Source organism: Paraburkholderia sp. FW306-2-2C-D06C (assembly GCF_058781505.1).
This window is the reverse complement of record NZ_JBYSWU010000036.1, coordinates 20,349-42,406: the sequence shown is the minus strand read 5'-3', so window position 1 is coordinate 42,406 and position 22,058 is coordinate 20,349. Positions and strand designations below refer to the sequence as shown.

The 22,058-nt window shown below is 63.7% G+C and carries 24 protein-coding genes and 1 pseudogene; 6 read left to right on the top strand and 19 right to left on the bottom strand.

Annotated elements, in window-relative coordinates; all coding sequences use genetic code 11:
• Window positions 1-144 precede the first annotated feature (144 nt).
• Window positions 145-1,596: a polyhydroxyalkanoate depolymerase gene (locus tag AC3WLT_RS24440; RefSeq protein ID WP_492594252.1), complete on the top strand. Its 1,452-nt coding sequence runs from the start codon at window positions 145-147 to the stop codon at window positions 1,594-1,596.
• Window positions 1,597-1,658: 62 nt separating this feature from the next.
• Here AC3WLT_RS24440 and AC3WLT_RS24435 read toward each other — a convergent pair whose 3' ends face one another.
• The 8 genes and pseudogenes from AC3WLT_RS24435 to AC3WLT_RS24400 form a co-directional block, all read right to left on the bottom strand.
• Window positions 1,659-2,093, bottom strand: a complete 435-nt coding sequence (locus AC3WLT_RS24435; protein ID WP_492594251.1) for a cupin domain-containing protein — start codon at window positions 2,091-2,093, stop codon at window positions 1,659-1,661.
• A 169-nt stretch (window positions 2,094-2,262) separates the two neighbouring features.
• Window positions 2,263-2,874: a flavin reductase family protein gene (locus tag AC3WLT_RS24430; protein WP_492594250.1), complete on the bottom strand. Its 612-nt coding sequence runs from the start codon at window positions 2,872-2,874 to the stop codon at window positions 2,263-2,265.
• A gap of 124 nt (window positions 2,875-2,998) precedes the next feature.
• Window positions 2,999-3,214: pseudogene (locus AC3WLT_RS24425) on the bottom strand (3-hydroxyacyl-CoA dehydrogenase family protein); the annotation flags it as partial.
• Window positions 3,215-3,343: 129 nt separating this feature from the next.
• Window positions 3,344-3,661 (bottom strand): hypothetical protein, encoded by a 318-nt coding sequence (locus tag AC3WLT_RS24420; protein WP_492594249.1) that lies wholly within the window; start codon window positions 3,659-3,661, stop codon window positions 3,344-3,346.
• Between the two features lie 440 nt (window positions 3,662-4,101).
• Entirely contained in the window at window positions 4,102-4,260 is a 159-nt protein-coding gene (locus AC3WLT_RS24415; protein WP_410837869.1) for a hypothetical protein, read from the bottom strand.
• A gap of 195 nt (window positions 4,261-4,455) precedes the next feature.
• Window positions 4,456-4,764 (bottom strand): hypothetical protein, encoded by a 309-nt coding sequence (locus tag AC3WLT_RS24410; protein WP_492594248.1) that lies wholly within the window; start codon window positions 4,762-4,764, stop codon window positions 4,456-4,458.
• Between the two features lie 224 nt (window positions 4,765-4,988).
• On the bottom strand, window positions 4,989-6,329 hold the full coding sequence (locus tag AC3WLT_RS24405) for a hypothetical protein (protein WP_492594247.1): 1,341 nt from the start codon (window positions 6,327-6,329) through the stop codon (window positions 4,989-4,991).
• 48 nt (window positions 6,330-6,377) lie between these two features.
• A complete protein-coding gene (locus tag AC3WLT_RS24400) occupies window positions 6,378-6,515 on the bottom strand; it encodes a hypothetical protein (protein WP_492594246.1) in 138 nt (45 codons plus the stop codon).
• 148 nt (window positions 6,516-6,663) lie between these two features.
• Between AC3WLT_RS24400 and AC3WLT_RS24395 the strand changes: the two genes are divergently transcribed.
• Window positions 6,664-7,773 (top strand): AGE family epimerase/isomerase, encoded by a 1,110-nt coding sequence (locus AC3WLT_RS24395; RefSeq protein WP_492594245.1) that lies wholly within the window; start codon window positions 6,664-6,666, stop codon window positions 7,771-7,773.
• Window positions 7,774-7,834: 61 nt separating this feature from the next.
• On the opposite strand, the gene AC3WLT_RS24390 is transcribed toward AC3WLT_RS24395, so the two are convergent.
• Window positions 7,835-8,110: a hypothetical protein gene (locus tag AC3WLT_RS24390; RefSeq protein ID WP_492594244.1), complete on the bottom strand. Its 276-nt coding sequence runs from the start codon at window positions 8,108-8,110 to the stop codon at window positions 7,835-7,837.
• 220 nt (window positions 8,111-8,330) lie between these two features.
• Between AC3WLT_RS24390 and AC3WLT_RS24385 the strand changes: the two genes are divergently transcribed.
• Complete coding sequence (locus AC3WLT_RS24385; protein WP_007178724.1) at window positions 8,331-8,534, top strand: cold-shock protein; 204 nt, start codon at window positions 8,331-8,333, stop codon at window positions 8,532-8,534.
• Between the two features lie 114 nt (window positions 8,535-8,648).
• On the opposite strand, the gene AC3WLT_RS24380 is transcribed toward AC3WLT_RS24385, so the two are convergent.
• Window positions 8,649-10,271 (bottom strand): methyl-accepting chemotaxis protein, encoded by a 1,623-nt coding sequence (locus tag AC3WLT_RS24380; RefSeq protein ID WP_492594243.1) that lies wholly within the window; start codon window positions 10,269-10,271, stop codon window positions 8,649-8,651.
• 271 nt (window positions 10,272-10,542) lie between these two features.
• Here AC3WLT_RS24380 and AC3WLT_RS24375 point away from each other — a divergent pair, with 271 nt between their 5' ends.
• From AC3WLT_RS24375 to AC3WLT_RS24365, 3 genes are all read left to right on the top strand, one after another.
• Entirely contained in the window at window positions 10,543-10,977 is a 435-nt protein-coding gene (locus tag AC3WLT_RS24375; protein ID WP_492594242.1) for a PaaI family thioesterase, read from the top strand.
• Window positions 10,978-11,081: 104 nt separating this feature from the next.
• Window positions 11,082-11,384, top strand: a complete 303-nt coding sequence (locus AC3WLT_RS24370; RefSeq protein WP_492594241.1) for an ArsR/SmtB family transcription factor — start codon at window positions 11,082-11,084, stop codon at window positions 11,382-11,384.
• 41 nt (window positions 11,385-11,425) lie between these two features.
• Window positions 11,426-12,778, top strand: coding sequence for a pyridoxal phosphate-dependent decarboxylase family protein (locus AC3WLT_RS24365; protein ID WP_492594240.1), 1,353 nt, complete (start codon window positions 11,426-11,428; stop codon window positions 12,776-12,778).
• 113 nt (window positions 12,779-12,891) lie between these two features.
• Here AC3WLT_RS24365 and AC3WLT_RS24360 read toward each other — a convergent pair whose 3' ends face one another.
• From AC3WLT_RS24360 to AC3WLT_RS24320, 9 genes are all read right to left on the bottom strand, one after another.
• The gene (locus tag AC3WLT_RS24360; RefSeq protein WP_492594239.1) at window positions 12,892-13,740 is read right to left on the bottom strand and encodes an ureidoglycolate lyase; all 849 of its coding nucleotides are present in this window, start codon (window positions 13,738-13,740) and stop codon (window positions 12,892-12,894) included.
• A 36-nt stretch (window positions 13,741-13,776) separates the two neighbouring features.
• Entirely contained in the window at window positions 13,777-14,520 is a 744-nt protein-coding gene (locus tag AC3WLT_RS24355; protein ID WP_492594238.1) for an SDR family oxidoreductase, read from the bottom strand.
• A gap of 56 nt (window positions 14,521-14,576) precedes the next feature.
• On the bottom strand, window positions 14,577-15,407 hold the full coding sequence (locus AC3WLT_RS24350; RefSeq protein ID WP_492594237.1) for an amidohydrolase family protein: 831 nt from the start codon (window positions 15,405-15,407) through the stop codon (window positions 14,577-14,579).
• Between the two features lie 6 nt (window positions 15,408-15,413).
• A complete protein-coding gene (locus AC3WLT_RS24345; protein ID WP_492594236.1) occupies window positions 15,414-16,454 on the bottom strand; it encodes an aldo/keto reductase in 1,041 nt (346 codons plus the stop codon).
• Between the two features lie 86 nt (window positions 16,455-16,540).
• Window positions 16,541-17,851: a UxaA family hydrolase gene (locus AC3WLT_RS24340; RefSeq protein WP_492594235.1), complete on the bottom strand. Its 1,311-nt coding sequence runs from the start codon at window positions 17,849-17,851 to the stop codon at window positions 16,541-16,543.
• Between the two features lie 42 nt (window positions 17,852-17,893).
• Window positions 17,894-18,220, bottom strand: a complete 327-nt coding sequence (locus AC3WLT_RS24335) for a UxaA family hydrolase (RefSeq protein WP_492594282.1) — start codon at window positions 18,218-18,220, stop codon at window positions 17,894-17,896.
• Between the two features lie 22 nt (window positions 18,221-18,242).
• Window positions 18,243-19,241: an ABC transporter permease gene (locus AC3WLT_RS24330; RefSeq protein WP_492594281.1), complete on the bottom strand. Its 999-nt coding sequence runs from the start codon at window positions 19,239-19,241 to the stop codon at window positions 18,243-18,245.
• Window positions 19,242-19,290: 49 nt separating this feature from the next.
• On the bottom strand, window positions 19,291-20,811 hold the full coding sequence (locus AC3WLT_RS24325; protein WP_492594234.1) for a sugar ABC transporter ATP-binding protein: 1,521 nt from the start codon (window positions 20,809-20,811) through the stop codon (window positions 19,291-19,293).
• Complete coding sequence (locus AC3WLT_RS24320; RefSeq protein WP_492594233.1) at window positions 20,808-21,857, bottom strand: sugar ABC transporter substrate-binding protein; 1,050 nt, start codon at window positions 21,855-21,857, stop codon at window positions 20,808-20,810. The genes AC3WLT_RS24325 and AC3WLT_RS24320 overlap by 4 nt, the downstream gene beginning before the upstream one ends.
• Window positions 21,858-22,058 lie beyond the last annotated feature (201 nt).

The window sequence follows — 22,058 nt, the reverse complement described above, 5'->3', positions numbered from 1 at the left end:
AAAGCGCGGCAATTCCGGCCCGCTTCAACCACTGGCGCAAATGCTATGCCAACGTACACTTGGCATAAGGCAGTGCATGTGCATGATTGGCACATGACTTGCCTCTATTTGGGTTCCTTCCTTTCTCGCATTCGTGCGAAGGTTATGAACCTGTTCGCATATCCTACATACCAGGCGTTTGCCGACATGATGCTGCCGATGCGGCACGGCGCGGCGCTGGTCAATCATTCGCTCGACGCCTGGCCCGCGTTCGGCGAAACGCCGCACGGGCGCTCGGTACGCGCGGCCTGCGATCTTTTGACACTCGCCGGGCTCACGCCCGTTAGACCGCCGTTCGGCATCGAAAGTGTTGTGACGGAAGGCAAACCGGTCGCGATCGTCGAGGAAGTCGTCGCGCACACGCCGTTCTGTTCGCTGTTGCATTTCCGTAAGGACACCACGCTTTCGACTCTGCAGCCGCGTGTGCTGGTGATCGCGCCGATGTCCGGCCACTTCGCGACGCTGCTGCGCGGCACCGTGCACACGATGCTGGCCGAACACGACGTCTACGTCACCGATTGGCACAACCCGCGCGACGTGCCGCTCAGCCAGGGCCGCTTCGGTTTCGACGAATTCGTGCGGCACGTGATCGACTTCACCGAAACGATCGGGCAAGGCGCGCATCTGCTGGCGGTCTGTCAGCCGACGGTCGCCGCGCTCGCCGCCGTCGCGCTGATGGCCGCCGACGATCACCCCGCGCAGCCCGCCAGCATGACGCTGATGGCCGGCCCGATCGACACGCGCATCAATCCGACGCGCGTCAACGAACTGGCGAAGAGCAAGCCGATCGAATGGTTCGAGCAGAACCTGATCAGCGCGGTGCCGTTCGGTTTTGCGGGCGCGCACCGGCGCGTGTATCCGGGCTTCGTGCAGCTCACGGCGTTCATGTCGATGAATCTCGGCCGCCATCTCGACTCGTTCGAGACCATGTATTACGAGCGTGCCAAAGGCGATCCGGCCAAGGCCGACACGATTCGCACCTTCTATGAAGAATACTTCGCGACGATGGATCTGACCGCCGACTTCTATCTGGAAACCGTGGATACGGTCTTTCAGCGGCACGCGCTGCCGTTGCATGAACTCGCAGTCGATGGGCGCAAAGTCGAGCCGTCGAAGATCAGGCGCACCGCGCTTCTGACCGTGGAAGGCGAAAAAGACGATATCTGCGCGGTGGGACAGACGCTCGCCGCGCAGGATATGTGCGACAAGTTACGGCCGTATCTGAAAACGCATCACGTGCAAACCGGCGTGGGGCACTATGGCGTGTTCAATGGGCATCGATGGGAGCGGCAGATTTATCCGCGCGTGCGCGCCGTCATTTACGACAACGAGCCTCGTGCCGTGATGGTCAGCTCGCGAGCACGCACGATCCGGCCGGTGCCCGCGGCTGCCGCCGCAGAGATCACCCCGGCGGCGCCGGCTGTCACCGCAGTGGTGGATGCCGACGTGGACGCCGAGGTCACCGCCACGCCGAATGGCGCTGGTGTCGGCTCGTCCCCCTCCAAACCGCAGCCGGCCGCACGGTCGCCGCGACGGCGCCCGCCTGCGGCGCAATGAGCTGATGCTTCGGGTGGCCGCGTTGTCGCGTGCAAGTGCCGCTGCTGCTGCGGCGGCGCTGTTCAGGCGGTGACGCTCTTCCACGGCGTTACCGCCGGAACGTCGCACGGACCGTCGACTTCGACCGATTTGAAGTCGGCCGGCGAAACGATCTCCAGGTACTCCATATCTTCAGAGTAGTCGAACAGATAATGGACGATGCCCGGCGCCTGATGCACGCAATCGCCGGCGGCGACGAGTGTTTCCTTGTCGCCGTACATGAAGCGCGCCCAGCCCCTCAGCATGATCACAATGTGGAAATCGGCTTCATGACGGTGCCAGCCGGTGCCTTGCTCTGGTGCGTGATTCGCCTTGACGAGTTGCGCGAGCACCTTGCCGCCGGTTGCCTGCGCAATGCCTAAATCGCGATAGAGAAAAAAATCGCGTAAGCCCTGATCCACATAGGGCGTGTCTTGCGGACGGACATGCGAGAACTGCGTAGCGAATTCGGTAGACATGATCGCGCTCCTTGGGAATGAGCCGGTACTTGAAAACGACGCATTGGAGTGTCGGTTGCAAGCATCAAGCGGGCCAGTTTCCTGACGTGGGCTTTCCGCGAAGGCGATGTGGCTGATGCCGCGCCGCCGTGAGCGACGCGGTTTAAACATTTGATGCCTGGTTCGACGATTATGCGCTCGGGCGGAACATCTGGAACATCTCACCGATTTCCGCGTAGTCGGCACGGTAGCCGGCACGCATGATCGGCTGCGCGGCATGCGTGTCGAACAAACCGTTCTTCAGATAGGCTTCGTTGATGTGTACGCCGACCACCTGGCCGAGCGACAGATAGTTGTCCATCGGTTTACCGTCGAGCGTATGCAGACGCACCACTTGCAGCAGCTTGCACTCGAGCGCGGCCGGCGATTCCGCGACATGCGGCACGTTGACGTTGCGCCCCGGAGCCGGCGTGAGACCGGCGAGTTCAAATTCGTCGACGTGAGGCGCGACCGGCGCCGACGAGCGGTTCATCTGCTCGGCGAGCGGTTTGCTCGAGAGATTCCATACGAACTCGCCGGTGGCTTCGATGTTGGCGACGCTATCCTTACGGCCCTCGCTGCAAAAACCGATGATCGGCGGAAACGAAGCGAACGCGCCGAAGAAGCTGTACGGCGCGAGATTCAGCGTGCCTTCGGTGTCGCGTGACGAAATCCAGCCGATCAGCCGCGGCGCGACGATTGCCTTGAATGGGTCATGCGGGAGACCGTGGCCGGCGGCGGGATCGTAGAAGTAGTGGGACATGATTGATGCGGTTTGGCGTTGTGGGGCGGGAAAGCCGGTTATACCGCAGTCGCGTGGGTGCTGCTTAAAGGCTGGGAAGGCCAGGCGAGCGGCCACGTTGTGAGTGACCCGCTCCCGCCGTACTTCATCCTCGGCCGATCACCCGCTTGCGCCCGTCCTTCACCTGCGCGAGATGCGCATCGTCCCAGTCATAAAAGCCTGCGCCGCTGCGCACGCCGACGCGTCCCGCGTCCACCTGCGCACGCAGCAGATCGAGCACGTCTTCATCTTTGGCAAGCTCCGGCATCAGATGAGTCGAGATATCGAGGAACGTATCGAGGCCACCGAGATCCGCACCTTCGATGAAAGCGTTCAAGCATAGCGCAGCGCGCCTATTTCCCACGCCGAACGCGGCAAAGCCGGTCTTCCGTGAGGAACGACCGGCTTTGCGGGACTTCACGCCGCGTCATGCGGCGCCGTCATGCGCGCATCAATAACGCGGGGGCGGGGGCGGCGGCGGGCGATGGTCGTCGCGGTCGTGGTGACGTGGATCGCGGTCGTGCGGATGATGGCGCATCCACTCGTCATGCTCCCAGTAGCGATGGCCGTCGTAGTAACGATCGCCATGCCAGCCGATACTGATCGACACATCCACCGGCGTCATGTGCGGCTGACCGTAAGCCGCGGGTCCCGGACCGGTCTCGACGACCACCCGCTCCTGGGCGAAGGCGCTGCCGGCAGCGAGCAAAGCGCTACCCGCCAGCAAGGTTGCGAGAATCGAGCGCGATGTCTTGTTCAAGGTTTTCATAGTGATCTCCCATGCAAAGTTTTGTATCAAGCCGGCGCCTGTGTTCAATCACCCTCGGACTGCAATTTCGGGTTCGGACCAGACGCCGTACGCTTGAGACGAACTCTAGCGGCGCAAACCGCGTGAAGACGTGAGCACTTGTAAGCGCACATTTCATACATGGGGCGCGATGAACAGCCAGCTTTTTTGCATTCGCGGCCCGTCTGCAGCACCATGCCCGATGGATTGGCGGCGTGGCCGCCGCGACGCCACGTCAGGCGCCGTTACATTCATTTCGGCGGGGAAATATTCGGACAGGTCAGGTATTCGGGGAGAACACGGCGCACAAAACAAAAGCCACCGCACGCGTTTCGCGGGCGGTGGCTTCAATGAGGCGAGGCGCACTCGACGTGCGCGGCCATGCGCGGGTGATCCGCGCTCAGGCCATACGACCTGGCTGTTTAGTCGGTCAGCTTGATGCCGAACAACGTAGCCTGCGCCTGGCGCACGCGCTGCGCTTCGCGGCTACGCGCTTCGTACGAGTAGTCCGAATCCAGTGGCAGATGGGGCGACGCAAAGAGGTCGCTGACCTTTTGGAACAGTGCAAAAATGAAGCTCATGGCGACTCCCGGTTGATTACTGCAATTAGCTAGGGTTTTCCCTTAAAAATAATTATAGGGTTTTCCCTGGGCAAAAGCTAGTGCAATGCAGCAATTTTTCGGGTGCGGTGCGTTGTTTCAGGCTTTGCGGCCATGGTGCGTTGCACCATGACAACGACCCCGTTTCTTTCATTTTCAGGGTCAAAACTGGCCGCCTTATTGGAGCGTGCTGGACTGGGGTTTCCTGATTCGCGCCGGCTTCGCGCTCGCCATGTCTTTGCGCGGGTTGACCACGGCGGCGTCGACGGCGCCGGTCGCCACGCTCTCCGCCTGTGCCAGCGTCGCACTATTGACGGAGACGATCAGGCCCGGGAGGGTTCGCGCGGAATTGTCCTGCGGCTTGACGGACGCTCCCGACATCGAAAACTCGACGCTCAGCGCCCAGTGTCCCTCATGAATGCGCTGATCGCGTAGAAGCGCGCAGATCAGTTCTTCGATGGAATATTTGTGCTCGCTAGTCGGCATGGTGGCTCCCGTCAGAAGTTGCGCTGGCGGATCCGGTCCGGCTTCGCAACAGCAACGAGAGTGTAAAACGCGGTATTTGACTTGCGAGACGCTGGCCGCATGCGGCGCCTTACGGCGCCTATCCGGCAGAACAACATGGGAAGCGGGGAATGCCCCGGCCAGGCGGGCGGGTGGCAAAGCGAGCCGCCGCAGCCGGCTGACGCCGGCGCGGCGGTCACTGAAGATCAGTTCGAATTGACTGCTTTCGGCTTGTGCGCGTGCTGAACTCGTGCGCTGCGTTTGCCGTGCGACGGACCGGCGGCTTGCTGAACTGCAGCCGGCGAAGACGCGGCAGCGGCCGGAGCAGCGGCATTGGCTACCGCAGCGTTGGCCATCGCCATGTGAGTGTCGAGCAGGCTGGCCATGGCGGCCTGCTGGTTCTGCATCATTTGTTCGATACGATGCTGCTGGGCCGTGGTTTCACGCGTCAGACGCATCAGCAGGACCGTCTGCGTGATACCGATCGCAACCGTGGCCAGCAACGCGCCGACCACGATCGACAGCATCCATTTCATGCGGCGTGAATGGTCCGTCGCAGCGCGGCGTTGGTCGGCGATCACGCCATACAGTGCATCGACGGTATCGGCGAAGGCCGTGGCGCGTGCGCGGTCGAGTTCAGGCGCGGCGCGCAAAGCCGCCGCAGCCGCTTCGCCGCGTTGGGCTTCCCTGAATTGCGCGCCAAACGCAACATTCGCCGGCGCCGGCGCAGGGCGCGCCGGCTGGCCGCCGGACTTCGGCTCGGCCGCCGCAGCGCCGGTTTCAGGCGAAGCGCGCTCCGGTGCGGCTTCCGTTGCGGCTGCGGCGGTTTCGGCTACGGCAGTTTCGGCTGCGGCGGTTTCGGCTACGGCGGCTTCGCGCGAAGCCGTCGTAGCCTTGGCGGAAGTCGTCGCAAAGCGCTGCGGCGGCACGGGCGGCTTGCCGCCGGCCACCGTCGATGAAGCAATTTCCGCCGACGCCCCCGGCTCGCCCGCTTGACGCAAGGCGGTCACGCTGCGCGCCACGGTTGCCGCCGCCATCGCAGGCGTGAGCGGCGTTGCCGCCGGCTTTTCTTCGACGGCGGCAGCGCCTGCCGGCTTCGCCTCGGCAAAAGCCAACTCGCCCATCGGCGATGCCGCCGCGGCCTCGTGCTGCATCTCCAATCCGCTCAACTGCGCGCTGACCGGCGCCGCTTCATCGGACTTCGCGACGCGGGGCGCACGGCGCGCCGCCTTCGCATCGGTGTGCGTGTCCACGGCATCGAACGCACCGACCGCCGCCAGCACCACGTCGGGCAATTCAAAGCCATGCAGCGTGCCTTGCCGCACGTCGATATTCATTGCTTCGAGCGTGGCGCGGGTGGGATCGTCAGGGAACAGGTCGAGCGTGCTGTCGTCGCGCGAGGCATCGCTCAGTTGCGCGAGGCGTTGCGCCGAGCGCGCGGCGCGCGCCAGCTTGTTTTCGGTTTCGGTCGAGACGGTGGCCTGACGCTGCTTCTTCGAAGCGGCGCGCGAAGGCCGGGGCTGCGTGGATGCTGCGGAATCTGCCATAGAGAAAAAAGCGGTCGTCGCCGAAAAGCGGGCGCCGGGCACCGCTCGTCAATACCATTGGAATTTTTCGAGACCGCATTGTCGCATGGCCGCCCGCCCCTGCCGAAGCCATTCGCCGACGATTTCCCGATTTTTAGATGGCGTCTCGTCTAGCAGGAACTGCTTGACGCCGGGCAGTTGACGCAAGCGCTCGCCTCCTTATCCGTAATCATCTGAAGCGGATTGCGCACCTGCGCCGACGTGCCAGCGGCAACCGTTTGCTTTATGCTTGGCCGCACGCCGAACGGCCTGAACCTCTGGGCGCTTCGGATTACCGCGTTTGACGAACTGAACTATGCAAAGCATGAACCCTTCCGCCGCTTCAACGATCGCCCTTGCTGCCACGCTGCGCGATCACTTCACTCGCGTGGTGCTGCCGCTGTGGCGCGGGCCGGGTTTCAACACTGAGTTGAAGCTGCCGTACGAAGCGGTCAGCGCCGAGGATCATCTGCCGCTGCCTGCTGCGCGCTACCGTGCAATGGCGTGCGCGCGGCAATTGTTCGTGTTCTCGCAAGCCGGCGATGCGGCGCATGCACAGGTGCTGTTCGACGCGCTGGTGCACACGTTTCAGGACCCGCGCCACGGCGGCTGGTTCTACAGCGTGGATGCGCAAGGCGCGCCGCTCGACACCACCAAAGACCTGTACACCCACGCATTCGTCGTGTTCGCGTGCGCGGAATATGGCTGCCGTTCCGGCAACCGCGACGCGCTGGAAATCGTGCATCGCACGTCGGCGTTGATTCAGTCGCACTTTGCCGCCGACAGCGATCTTTTCAACGCCGCACTCGACGCCGACTTCTCCGCCGTGACCGGCACGCCGATCCAGAATCCGCTGATGCATCTGACGGAGGCCTGGCTAGCCGCCCGCGAAGCGACTCGCGATTCCACTTTCGACGCCGCGTTGAGCCGCCTGGCCGGCGCCGTCGCGCGTCATTTCGTGCACGCGCCGACCGGCTGCGTCGCCGAATTGCCGCTGGGCGCCGACGACAACCGTCTGGAGCCGGGTCATCAGTTCGAATGGTTCTGGCTGGTGAAACGGGCGGGCGCGCTGTTCGAGGGCTCGGGTCTCGACGAGGCGCTGACGCGCGCGTTCAGCTTCGCGCAGCAGTACGGGGTGGACAAAGACACCGGCGGTGTGTGTGCGTCGCTCGACGAAACCGGCCGGATCAAGGACGCTACCCAGCGGATCTGGGCGCAAACCGAATATTTGCGCGCGCTGGCGAGCCATGACGATCCGGCTGCGCTAGCGGTCCTGCCGGGCCAGATCGAACGTTTCCAGCAGCGCTTTCTGCGTCCGCAAGGCTGGTTCGAATGCAAAACGCCGGCGGACGTTGTGGCGCGGGCGGACATGCCGTCGACCACGCCCTACCACCTCGCGACCGCCTATGAGGCGCTGCCGGGCTGAGCTGACCTGCACGCCGCCACTGAGCCGGACGGCGCCGATCTGGCCGACCGGCCGGAGTCGATCAGTATTCCTCGCGCTGCCAGGGTCCCCAATCGGCGTCGGCAGTTTTAAATCGCGTGTAGGTTGCGCTTTTTCCGGTGGGGGTGTCCGACGCGTCGCCGTGCGGCTTCCGGTCGGTGGTGTGAAGGGCGAAAGCCTGGTGACCTTCGGTGTCGGCGGTAATTCGGCCGACCGGATCCAAGGCGCCCTCTTGAGGTGATTTAGACTCCAATATCGCGAGATAGGGGGTCAAACGACTCCAGAACGACGTAAGTTCTTCTTGCAGATAATGTGTCAATGGTTTTCCTGGAAGTGTAATACAGCCAGTTTACCCTACCGGCGGCGGCATCCTTTCAAAATGCCCCGGAGGTCTCAAAATGGGGCCATCGGGGGAATACCCGAATACGGGTTGATTGGCGTCCATCATAAAGACGTGATACAACTCGTACTTCGCGCTCCGATCTCGTGTTGAGAAATAGCGGTCGCGAATGCAATACACAACATTTACTGGATTAAAAATGGCAACAGGTACTGTGAAGTGGTTTAACGATGCAAAGGGCTTTGGCTTCATCACGCCGGACGACGGCGGCGAAGACCTGTTCGCGCACTTTTCGGAAGTTCAAGGTAGCGGCTTCAAGTCGCTGCAAGAAAACCAGAAGGTGACGTTCGAAGTTAAGCAAGGCCCGAAGGGCAAGCAGGCTGCGAACATCCAGCCGGCCTAAGTACCCTTGGGTACGCTCTGGCACCTTTAGGCGCTTGCGTCTAAAAAGCAAAATGGCCCGCTCGCGCGGGCCATTTTCATTTGCAAACGCCCTTTTTCGAGGCGTTCGCACGATTTAAATCGCCCGCCCGTCCGACAACGAAAACGCCGCTGCGTGGCCGCGAATTTCATCAAAGTGTTGCGTGCGCAACACAGCCTCCGAAATTTCGAACACGGAAACGGCCTGCTTCAACTGTTGCGTCTGTTGATGCAGCGAAGCCGCCGCTGCCGCCGCCTCTTCGACGAGCGCCGCATTCTGCTGCGTCATCTCGTCCATCTGCACCACCGCCTGATTGACCTGCTCGATGCCCGTGCTCTGTTCGAGCGACGATGCGCTGATCTCCGCCATCATCTGCGTGACGCGTGAAATCGACGCCGACACGTTGCTCATCGCCTCGCCGGCATGCTCGACCAGCGTCGACCCGCCCTGAATCCCGGCGACCGATTCGTTGATCAAGGTCTTGATTTCCTTGGCCGATTGCGCGCTGCGCTGGGCCAGACCCCGCACTTCGCCCGCCACCACCGCGAAGCCTCGGCCCTGCTCGCCCGCGCGTGCCGCTTCGACGGCCGCGTTCAACGCGAGGATATTGGTCTGGAACGCGATGCCGTCGATCACCGAAATGATCTCGGCGATCTTGTCCGAGCTCTGCGCGATGCCGCGCATCTTGTCGACCACTTCGTTGACCACTTCGCTGCCGCGCGCAGTCGCGGCGAGCGCGGTCCCGGCGAGCGCGTTGGCTTCGCGGGCGTGCTCGGCGTTCTGGCGCACGGTGGCGGTCAGCTCCTCCATGCTCGACGCGGTCTCCTCGAGCGAGGCCGCCTGGTTTTCCGTGCGCGCGGACAGGTCGGCGTTGCCGGTGGCGATTTCGTCGGCGCCGAGGTGGATCGAGTCGGCGGATTCGCGCACGGTCTGCACGGTGCGCGCGACGCTCGCCTGCATTTTCGCGAGGCCGGAGAACAGACGGCCGATTTCGTTGGTGCCGCGCGCCGCGATCGGCTGATCGAGACGGCCGAGCGCAATACGGTCGAAATGCCGGCCGGCTTCTTCGAGCGGCGCCACCACGCCACGCCGCAACGCCATGTGAACCGCAAACGTGCCCGCCACCAGCAACAGCAGAATAGCGATGCTGACGCCGCGGAACATCGTCATACGGGCATCGATCGAATCGAGCGACGCACGGCTCGCGGCATCGCCGAACTGCACGAAGTGGTGCGACTCGGCAAGGTAGGCGTCCTGGAACGACTGAGTGGGCTGGTCGAGAAACGCCTGAATATTGTTCGAGTCGAGGAACTGCACCAGTTCCGCGAGCGCGTCGTGCAGCTTTTTATAGCGATCAGCCAGCGCCGTCGCGCGGGCGCTGTTTTCGTCGCTGGTCTTCGGCGCGTTCATGAAAACGGCGAATGACTGATCGGCGGCCATCAGCTGTTCACGGGCGTGCTGCACGATGTCGGCCGGCTCGCCGCCGCCGCGCACCATCCGCGTACCGGCGCGCGACAGGTTGATACGGGCATCCATCAGATGCTGCGTCGTTTCATTGACCGCATCGACCTGCTTCAGCGCGATGTTCGACAGATCGCCCACGTCGTCATGGGTGCGAGTGAGCGACCAGAATCCCAGGCCTACCGTCACAAGCTGGAACACGCAGAACGCAGCCAGGACACATAGCAGGCCGGATGCGACCTTGATCTTGCTGAACATCATGAATACCTGAATGGCGAAGAATGGCAGGAGCTACGTTCGGGTTAACGGCATCGCCGGACTTTGCTTGAGCCCAATTTCACCAAAGATCGCCTTACGCCCCATTTTCATCGGCCAACTTCGGGATTGCAGTTGTTTTGTACAACAATACATTGCGGATTTTTCCGAATCACCTTGACGCGGTGTGCACACGCTTCCTAGAGTGGGTAAGGACTGCACACAACGCACGCCTGTGCGAATGCCACTGCGGGCCATGCCCGAAGGAATCAAGATGACCGACCTCCTCGACCGGGCGCGCGGCGCATTGCATGCCCAGCCGTTCAGCATGCTGCTTGGCGCCGAGCTGATGCACACGGGCACCAGCGAACTGACGCTGTCTCTGCCGATCCGCGACGAACTGCGGCAGCAGCACGGCTTCGTGCATGGCGGCGTCATCAGCTATCTCGTCGACAATGCGCTCACGTTCGCCGGCGCGTTGTCGCTGGGACCGAAGGTCGTGACGGGCGAGTACAAGATCAACTATCTGCGGCCGGCGATCAACGGCACGCTGATCGCGCGCGCCAAAGTCGTCTACGCGGGTCAAACTCAGGCGACCTGCCAGTGCAACGTCTACGTGATGGAAGGCAACCGCGAGAAGCTCGTTGCGGTGGCACAAGGCACGATCAATCGCATCAGCGACAGCGGCGAGCACGAACTGCCGGGTTGAACGGACCGCTAGCAGTGACCGCGCGCCGCCGTAAAAGCGCTTGTTCACGTTTTGTCATTTAGCTAATATACGAAACGTTATCGACTCCGCGCACGCCCAACCCAATGACGGACGACCTCACGCGCATCAACGCGCTTGCCAATGCCAGCCGGCTTGCCGTCATGCGCTGGCTGAAGGAGCCGACGCGGCATTTCCCCTATCAGGACCACGCGGACATCGAAACGGTCGGCGTGTGCTGCACCTTCATCACCGACAAGCTCGGCATCGCGCCCGCCACCACCACGCGCCACATGCGCATCCTCGCCGACGCGGGGCTGGTGCGCGCACAGCGAATCGGCAAATTCACCTACTACAAGCGGATCGACGCCGAACTGCAGAAGCTCGGCCGCGACCTCGCCAATCTCTAGACCTGCCGGCCCCAAGACCTCAAGGACTCTCAAGGACTCTCATGGACGAACTCGCTCTTGTCGCCGATGCGGACCGGCGCGCCCACGCTTACCTCGCGGCCATCGGCAAGCGCCGGGTGTTTCCGGACGCCGCCGCGCTGGCGCAACTCGCTGCGTTCGACGAAGCCTTCCCGCAACACGGCCACCCGCCCGCCGACGTACTGCGTCTGCTCGACGAAAGCGGGTCGCCCGGCACAGTGGCGTCGAACGATCCGCGTTACTACGGCTTCGTGATCGGCGCCGTCTTGCCGGCGGCGGCAGCCGCCGAGCGTTTGATGGGCGCGTGGGACCAATGCGCGTCGACCTTCGACAACTCGCCGGTGGCCGCCACCATCGAGAAGATCGCAACGCGCTGGGTGCTCGACGCCCTCGATCTGCCGCGCGAAGCGGCGATCGGCTTCGGCACCAGCGCAACCGCCTGCACGCTGGTTTGCATCGCGGTGGCGCGGCGCGCGTTGCTGGACCGCCAGGGCTGGGATTTCGACAACGACGGCTTGAATGGCGCGCCCGCCGTGCGCGTCGTGATCTCCGACATGGCGCATATCACGGTGAAAAAGGCGCTGCGTGTGCTCGGCTTCGGCATGAAGCATGTGATCGTCGCGCCCGTCGATGCGCATGGCCGCATCGACCCCGACCAGTTGCCGCCGCTCGACGACATGACGATCTTCTGCGTGCAGGCGGGCGAGGTGAACACCGGCGAGTTCGACCCGTTCGCTACGCTGATTCCGCGTGCGAAGGCTGCGGGCGCGTGGGTCCATGTCGACGGCGCGTTCGGCTTGTGGGCGCGAGCGTCGTCGAAGCGGGCGCTGACGGACGGCATCGAAGGCGCGGATAGCTGGACCACCGACGGCCACAAGTGGCTCAACACGCCCTACGACGGCGCGATGGCGATCTGCCGCGACGCGGGCGCAATGTCGGCGGCGATGGACAGCGACGCCGCGTATTTGAGCGCGGCGCACGATGCGCAGAAGAATCTGAACCTCGAATTCTCGCGCCGGCCGCGGGGCATTCCGATCTGGGCGGCGTTGCGTTCTTTAGGGCGAAGCGGCGTGAAGGACATGGTCGATCGCCATTGCGCGCAGGCTTCGCGCATCGCCGAAGGTTTGCGTGCCGCGGGTTTCGAGGTGTTGAATCGCGTCGTGTTGAATCAGGTGCTCGCACGGGCCGCAACCGACGAGCAAACCGTCGCGGTCCGCGAGGCGGCGCAGGCTTCGGGTGAAACGTGGTTCGGCGCGACGGTCTGGCAAGGCAGGCCGGCGTTCCGTATCAGCGTGTCGTCATGGCGCACCGAAGATCGGCACGTCGATCAGCTGGTCGCGTTGCTTGCGCGGCTGCTCGAGGCCCAGCGCGCATAAACCCGCCTGAACGCCCACCTTAACGCTCGCGCCGAGGCTCATAAAAAAGCCGTTCCCGCATCGAGCAGGAACGGCCTTTTCCATCATCAGCACCTTTCGACTACACCCGCCGCTCACTCCGCGGCATAAGTCTTCTGCGTCTGCTCGCCGAGGCCTTCAATACCCAGACGTATGGTCTGTCCCGGCTTCAGGTACACCGGATTCGGTTTCACGCCCATGCCGACGCCCGGCGGCGTGCCGGTGGAAATCACGTCGCCCGGTTGCAGGCTCATGCACTGCGACACATACGACACCAGCTTCGCGACGCCGAACACCATCGTCTTCGTGTTGCCGTTCTGATAGCGATGGCCGTCCACTTCGAGCCACAAGCTCAGGTTCTGCGGATCCGCGACCTCGTCGCGCGTGACCATCCACGGACCGATCGGGCCGAATGTGTCAAAGCCCTTGCCCTTGTCCCACGTGCCGCCGCGCTCGATCTGCCATTCGCGTTCCGACACGTCGTTGATCACGCAGTAACCGGCGACGTAATCCAGCGCGTTGGCTTCGTCGACGTATTTCGCCGGCTTGCCGATCACCACGCCGAGTTCGACCTCCCAGTCGGTCTTCTTCGAGCCGCGCGGAATTTCCACGTCGTCGTTCGGGCCGCTGATCGCGCTCGTCCACTTGTTGAAAATCACCGGCTCGGCCGGCACCGGCAGATTCGATTCCGCCGCATGATCCGCGTAGTTCAGCCCGATGCAAATGAATTTGCCGATCTTGCCGACGCACGGACCGGTCCGCGGATTGCCTTCGACCAGCGGCAGCGATGCCGGATCGACCGCGCGCAGTTTGGCGAGGCCTTCGTCGGTCAGCGCGGCGCCGTCGATATCGGCGAGCACTTTCGACAGATCGCGAAGCTTGCCTTGCGCGTCGAGCAAGCCCGGCTTTTCCTGACCTTTCGGCCCATAACGAAGCAGTTTCATCCTGACACTTCCCTTTTCAGTGGTATTCCGTGTGCATCAGTTCGACCAGCCGCCGTCGATCACATGCGCGTGACCGGTGGTAAACGACGATTCGTCGGACGCAAGATACAGCGCCAGCGCGGCGATCTCTTCGGGTTTGCCGACGCGGCCCATCGGCTGGCGCGCGACAAAGGCCGCCTGCACGACCTCGCGCGTCACGCCCTGCGCCTGAGCCTGCTCGGCGATCCGCTCTTCGAGCGACGGCGAAGCCACCGTGCCCGGGCAAATCGCGTTACAGCGTACACCACGCGTAATGAAGTCCGCAGCAACCGACTTGGTCAGCCCGATCACCGCGGCTTTCGACGCGCTATACGCGAAGCGGTTCGGCACACCCTTCACGCTCGACGCCGCCGACGACATATTGATGATCGAGCCGCCGCCGTGCTCCAGCATCGCCGGCAGGAACGCGCGGATCGTGCGGTACATGGCCTTCACATTCAGGTCGAACGCGAAGTCCCAATCTTCTTCGGTGCATTCGAGAATCGTGCCGGCGTGGACGAAGCCCGCGCAATTGAACAGCACGTCGATCGCGCCGAATTCGGCCGCCAGCGCCTTGATGGCCGCGTCGTCGCGCACGTCGAGCTTGCGCGCTTCGACCGGCTTGCCGGCAAGCCCGTCGATGCGGATATCGGTGGCGATCACGCGCGCGCCTTCGCGTGCGAACAGCTCCGCGGTCGCGAGGCCGATGCCTTGTCCCGCCGCGGTGATCAGGGCCGTCTTGCCGGCCAGTCTTTGTGTCATCTACGACTCCAGTTGAATGGAATGGGCTTCTCTTGTCTCGTCCTGGCTTCGTACCTTCAAAGCCGGTAAAACGCGGCGGCATTGCCGCCGAAAACCGCCTCGCGCTCGTTGTCGCTCAAGGACGCGAGCAAGGTGTTCGCCACCGAGTGCCACAGCAGATAGTCGCCGTTCAGATCGAGCACCGGCCAGTCGCTGCCCCACATCAAACGCGCCGGACCGAACGACGCCAGCAGATGCTCGACATACGGCTGCAAGGTTTCTTCGGTCCAGCCGGGCGCTGCCTCCGTGACGAGCCCCGACAGCTTGCAATGCACGTGCGGCAGCCTGGCGAGCCGCGTGATCGCATCGGCCCATGTTTGCCAATCCGCGCGGCCGTAACGGATCGGCGGCTTGCCACCATGATCGACGACGATGCGCAGCGCCGGAAAACGCGTCGCGAACGTTTCGACGTGCTCTACGTGACGCGCGTAAATCAGCGCGTCGAACGCGAGGTCGCGCGCGATCAGCGCTTCGATCGCAGGCGCGAGCTCGGGGTTGGCGATCCACGTATCGTCCGGAATATCCTGCAACATCGGCCGCACGCCTTTGAACTTCGGCTCGTGCGCGAAGGCGTCGATCACATCCGGCGCAGTCGGCAGCAGCAAGGGCACCCAACCCACCACGCCTGCAATCGACGGCTCATCGCGAGCCATGTCCAGCAAGTAACGCGTTTCATCGATGGTCGGCGCCGCCTGCACCACCACCGTACGCTCGATGCCGGCTCGTTCGCGCAACGGCGCGAGATCGGCGGGACCAAACGGCCGGTACAGGATTTTCAGTTCCGGCGTGAGCCACTCATAGTCGCCTCGAGCCGGGTCCCAATAGTGCTGGTGGGCGTCGATATGCATCGTCGGTCAATCCTCCGGTGCGGGCGCGCGGCTGTCCAGCAAGCCGTTGTCGCGCAACGCGGACCACAATTCCGCGGGGATCGGCTGCTCGAACGACGCCACGTTCTCGCGCAATTCATCGGCACTGCGCGCGCCGGTCAACACGGTGGCGACCGCCGGATGCGCATACGGAAACTGCAAGGCGGCGGCGGCAAGCGGCACGCCATGCTCGCGGCACACCGTCTCCAGCCGCGCGACGTGCTCGATCACTTCGCGCGGCGCGTCGCCATAGTTGAATTTCAGATCGCCCTCGACACCGCGCGCCAGAATGCCCGAATTGAACGCGCCGCCTAACAGGATGCTGACGCCGCGTTTTTCGCATGCCGGAAGCAGATCGTCGAGGGTGGTCTGTTCGAGCAGCGTATAACGGCCCGCGAGCAACGCGCAATCGATATCGAATTCGGCCATCGCGTCGAGAATCGCCGCGCCTTCGTTGACGCCCAGGCCGACCGCCTTGACCGCGCCCGACGCACGCAACTCGTCGAGCGCGCGAAAGCCCCCGCCTTCGGTCAGTTGCCGCCAGTAATGCGGATTCTTGTCGCCGTGGGTGACACGGCCGATATCGTGCACCAGCAGAATGTCGATATCGACAATGCCGAGGCGCTGCTGGCTGTCTTCGAACGAACGCAGAATGCCGTCGTGCGTGTAGTCATAGATCGCCTGGAACGGCAGCGGGTCTTGCCAGCCCTCGCTGCCGTCGTAGGGCGTGGTGCGCGGCACGAAGCGGCGCCCGACTTTCGTGGAGAGCACGTATTCGCTGCGCGGATAGCGGCGCAACGCGTCGCCCAGACGATGCTCGGCTTTCGTGTGGCCGTAATGCGGCGCGGTATCGAAGTAACGCACGCCGGCGGCCCACGCCGCGGCGATGGTCGCGTGTGCTTCTTCGTCGGACAGATCGCGGTAAAGGCCGCCCAAAGGCGCCGTACCGAGCCCCAATCCGCTGACTTGCAGCGCGCGGCGGCCGATGCCGCGCCGTTGCCCGATCTTCGAACCGACCGTTGCCGTCATTGACCGCGTCTCCTGTGATTAAACGTGTTTTAGCACGCGCGAACGATGTTTGCCCGGCGCACGCAAATCGGCACTCAAATCGGCACTCAGAGCGGTGCGATCGCGAGCACCCGTTGCGGCTTCGCAGCACTCGACGGCAGGCACGCCGGCCCGACCGGCTCGAAAGTCTTGTAAGTGAGGATGAATTCCTGATGCCCGAGCGTCTCCGATTTCGACGCCTCGCCCGACGCGATGGCCACGGTATGATCGAACACCTCGCGGCCGACTTCGTCGAGCGTGCCGCGGCCTTCGAGGATCCGCCCTGCGTCGACGTCCATATCGCCGGCGAGATTGCGATACGTCGAGGGGTTCGCGCAGACCTTGATGACCGGCGAAATCGCCGAGCCGACCACCGAGCCGCGTCCGGTGGTGAACAGAATCACATGCGCGCCGCAAGCGATCAGTTCGCCGATTTCCGCGTTGTCGCTAATGTTCGGAAAGCCGAAGCGCGGTTCGCCATCCGGCACGACATCGAGCAGATAGAGGCCGCCGGTCGGCGGAATATCGCCGGGTTTGATGATGCCGACAATCGGCGACGCGCCGCTCTTCGCATACGCGCCCAGAGATTTCTCTTCCTGCGTGGTGAGGCCGCCGTCCGCGTTGCCGACCGCAAAACTGCCGTGCCCGAGAATCGAGTAATAGCGCGCCGCCTTCGCGACACACGCGACGATTTCGTCGCCGAGGTCGGGCCGCGCCGCACGCGTTTTCATATGAAATTCGCAGCCCACCAGCTCGCCGGTTTCTTCGAAGATGCAGGCGGAGCCCGCGCCGATCAGATGATCGAACGCGCGGCCCACGGCCGGATTCGCGGTGATGCCGCTGGTCCCGTCCGAGCCGCCGCAGATCGTGCCGATCACCAGTTCGCTCAGCGCCATCGGCACTTTCCGTTGCGCGGCGAGTTGCGTGCGCGCGCCGCGAATCCAGTCGACGCCATATTGAATCGTGCTGCGCGTGCCGCCCTTTTCCTGGATCGTCAGTACTTCGACGGGACGGCCGCTCGCGCGCACCACGTCCACCAGATAGTGCTTGTTCATGCTTTCGCAACCGAGCGATACGAACAGCACCGCGCCCACATTCGGATGCGTGGTGAGGCGCTCCAGCATCTTTTCCGCGTAACCGTTCGGATAGCAGCCGGGAAAGCCGATCAGATGCACCGGCGGTTCACGCTCGGCCGATGAATCGTCGAATGCGTCGAGCGGCTCGCGAAACCGCGTGACGATCTCGCGCGCGACGTGATGCGCGCACTCGACCAGATACGCGACCGCGACCACGTTGCGGATGCCTTTGCGGCCGTCGCCGCGCAGGTAGCCTTGCAGCGTCGGCGGGGTGATTTGAGGTGCCATGGAAATGTCGGTCATGATCGTTCCAGCGTGGCGCCAGGCCACTTCATTGTGCGCAAGTCAGTGATGGATGAACTCGTGTCCCGCGTCGTGCGTATAGGTGGGCAGGTAATCGCTTTCGAGGTTGTGCGTATGCAGATGCGCGCCGCGCGCGACCGCTTCGGTCACGTGGCCGATCACCGCGCCGTAACGCAGCACCTTGTCGTCTTTCGCGAGTTTTTGGCGTGCCACTTTATGGCCGAGCTCGATGGTCTTGGTGAGCGTCACGCATTCGCCTTCGATCTGCATTTGCGTGCCCGCTTCCAGGCGCGCCGCCGCGATCAGGCAGTTATCGGCCGGGCTCAGCAGAATCAGGCGGACATCGGTATCCAATGGACGGCTCAAGATAGGTCTCCGTGTTGTACGCGCATTAGTTCTGGCCTTCGCCGCTGGCGAGGCGCGCGACCATCAGCGAGCCGAGGATGATGGCGCCGTAGATTGCCTGAATCCAGAACGACGGCACCTGCGCGAGCGTCAGCAGGTTCTGCACGACGCCGAGCAGCAGCACGCCGGAGAGCGCGCCGAGCATCGTGCCCTTGCCGCCGTCGAGCGAAATGCCGCCGATCACCGCCGCCGCGAACACCGTGAAAATCATTCCGTTGCCCTGATTCGCGTTGATCGCGCCGACATAGCCGGTCACGATCAAACCGCCGACCGACGCGAGCACGCTGCCGAGCACGAAGACGCCCCACGTGATGCGCTCGACGCGAATCCCTGCGGCGCGCGCCGCTTCCGGATTGCCGCCGATCGCGTACAACGCGCGGCCCAGACGGTGATAGCGCAACACGAACGCGGCGATCGCGAACGCCGCCGCCGCGAGCCACACGGACAACGGCAAGCCGAGCACGATGGTGGTCGCAAGCGAGAAGAACGACGGCGGCATATCGAACAGCGTGCCGCCTTTGGTCGCGCCGACCAGCATGCCGCGCAACACGATCAGCATGGCCAGCGTGACGATGAATGCATTCAGCCGCAAACGCACCACCAAAAATCCGTTGATGAACCCGATCACCGCGCCGACCGCCACGATGGCGAGCAAGCCCATCGCCGCGGGCCATTGCAGACCGAAGCCCGCGGACGCCGCCGGCATCACCAGCATCGCGCCGACCGCGGGCGCGATCCCCACCGTCGATTCGAGCGACAAATCGAACTTGCCGGTCAGCACGATCAGCGATTCGGCGAGCACCACAAGCGCCAATGCCGCCGACGCGCCCAGCACGCTGATCAGATTCGCCCGCGTCAGAAAGCTCGGACTGACAAATGCGCCGATCACGATCAGCAATGCGAGTGCGGGCAACAACGCTAAATCGCGCAGGCGGGCGAATTCGATCCGCGCGCGTTTGCCGCGCGTGGTCGCCATGGCCGCCATGGCGGGCTGCGCTTGAGCTTGCGTCGTGCCGAATGCAGGGCTGGGCACACTATTCTTCATGGAGACTGACTCCTTCAACGGATGCGATCAGATCGTGGTCCTGCCAACCGGCGGGAAATTCGGCCGCGATACGGCCACGGAACATGACCAGCACGCGGTCACAGGTGCGCAGATCGTCGAGTTCGCCGGACACCACCAGCACGGCCTTGCCCTCTTCGCGCACGCGGTCCACGACTGACAGCAGCGCTTCTTTCGATTTCACGTCGACGCCGGCGGTCGGGTCGATCAGCACCAGCACGTTGGGATCGGTGGCGAGCGCGCGGGCCATCACGACTTTCTGCTGATTGCCGCCCGAGAGCCCTGAGACGACATGCTCGGGGCCTTGCGCGACGATGCCGAGCGCGTCGATCATCTGCTGGCCGAAGGCGTTTTTCTTCGCCGGCGGTGCGATGCCGAATTTGCCGAGCAGGTGCGCGATCGTCATCGAAGCGTTTTCGGCAACCGATTGCGTCAGCACCAGGCCTTCGTGGTGGCGATCCTTCGGCACGCAGCCGATGCCGTGCGCCAATGCCGCAGGTACGTCGCCGCGCGGCAGCGTGGCGCCGTCGACGCGAATCTCGCCGCGTTTCGCCGCGCGCAAACCGGCGATCGCTTCGGCGACGCTAGTGCGGCCGCTGCTCGTCGCGCCGGTCAGGCCGACCACTTCGCCGCGCTTGACCGTGAACGACACGTCTTCGTAATCGGAGCCGGCCAGCGCTTCGACTTCCAACGCGACGGCCGTATCCGCAGGCAACGCCTCGCGCGCCGCCGCATCGGCGACGGCGAGGCCGCCGCGCTCGCCCGTCATCGCTTCGATCAACTGCTCGCGCGGCAACGCGGAAACCGGCGCGCTGACGATATGCCGCGCGTCGCGCAGCACCGTCACGGCCTGGCAAATCTCATAGACCTCCTGCAGGTGATGAGAAATGAACAGGAACGTCACGCCCTCGCGCTGCAACTCGCTGATGCGGCGGAACAGGCGCTTGATTTCGTCGCCGTCGAGTTGCGCGGTCGGTTCGTCGAGGATGATGAAACGCGCACCGTACGACAGCGCCCGCGCGATTTCGACCAGTTGGCGCGCTTCCACCGTCAGGTCGCCGGCGCGCGCATCTTCGCGCACGTCGATCTTCCAGTGGTCGAGCAATGCGCGGGCGTCGCGGCGCATCGCGGACCAATCGATCACGCCGTGCCGCGACGGTTGCCGGTTGATGAACAGATTCTCCGCGACGGTGAGATCGCGAATGATGGTCGAGTGCTGATAGACGCACGCAACGCGTTCGCGCCACGCATCGCGGTCCGCGATCGACGGCGCCGCCGCGCCGCTGAAACGCACCTCGCCCGTGTCGGGCTTGCGCAGGCCGGTGAGGATCGACACCAGCGTCGATTTGCCCGCACCGTTGCGCCCGACGAGCGCGTGAGACTCGCCGGGCATCACGCGGATGCTCGCGTCTTTCAGCGCGGCCGTGGAGCCGAAGCGTTTGGTGATCTCCAACGCTTCGACGACCGGCACGGATGGCGTGAGTTCGCTCATTTAACCGTGTTTCCCCACAACGCCTTGTCGTCGACATTCGACTTGGTCACGAGCGGCGCGGGCAGCTGGTCTTCGAGAACGCCCGGCGCCAACTGGATGATATTGCTGCCGTGATCGGTCGGGCCCGGTTTGAAGGTTTGTCCGGCGAGCGCCGCCTTGATATAGAACAGGCCGTACTTTGCATACGAATCGGCGGGCTGCGAAACGGTGGCGTCGATATCGCCGCGGCGGATCGCATCGAACTCCTGCGGAATGCCGTCGTTGCTGACGATCACGACGTGTTTCGCGTCGCCGGCGGGAAACAGCATCTGTTTGCGGCGCAGCGTTTGCAGCGTCGGCGACAGATAGACGCCGCCCGCCTGCATGTAAATGCCCTTCACATCCTGATTCGCTGTCAGCAGACTATCGAGCGCGGTGGCTGCCACGTCGCCCTTCCAGTTCGCCGGAATTTCCAGCAGCGACAAACCCGGATAGCCCTTCAGACACGCGCGGAACGCTTCAGACCGGTCGCGCCCGTTCACCGACGCCAGATCGCCCATGATCTGCACGACTTTGCCGGATTTCACATGCTCGCCGATGTATTTGCACGCCTTCTCGCCATACGCGCGATTGTCGGCGCGCACCACCATCGCGACTTTGCCTTGCGTCGGCGCGACGTCGACCGCGACGACGGGCACGTTCCTGGTCGCCGCGCCTTCCAACGCGCGGCTGATTGCCGCCGAATCCAGCGGGCCGACCACGATGCCCTTGGCGCCGAGATTCAGCAGGTTGTTCATGTCGGTGATCTGCTGGACCGGATCGCCGTTCGAATTGACCGGCGCGAGGATGTCGATGCCTAAATCCTTCGCGTACTTGGGCAGATAGTTGTTGTATGACTGCCAGAACGGCGACGTGAGGAGCGGCAGATCGAGGCCGATCTTGCCGGCCTCGGCGGCTTGCGCGGCGCTGCCGATGACGAGACCGGCAGCGCAAGCTCCCGCCGCTGCGGCAAATGAAGGACTCCGGAACCAACGGCGAGCCGCGAACGGTCTCTTTACGAACGACATGGTTGTGTCTCCTGTGTCGGTCCGGAGTTAGCGCTTTAGCGCTTACTCCGGCCCCATGCAACGTGGGTCGGTCCGGAGTTAGCGCTTTAGCTGTCGATCGGAGTTCGCGCTTTAGCGCGCTACTCCGATCCCATGCAAAGCACTTACTCCGGCCCCATGCAAGGTAATGCGTTGTTGAACTGCGTGATCCGGCCATGCTGG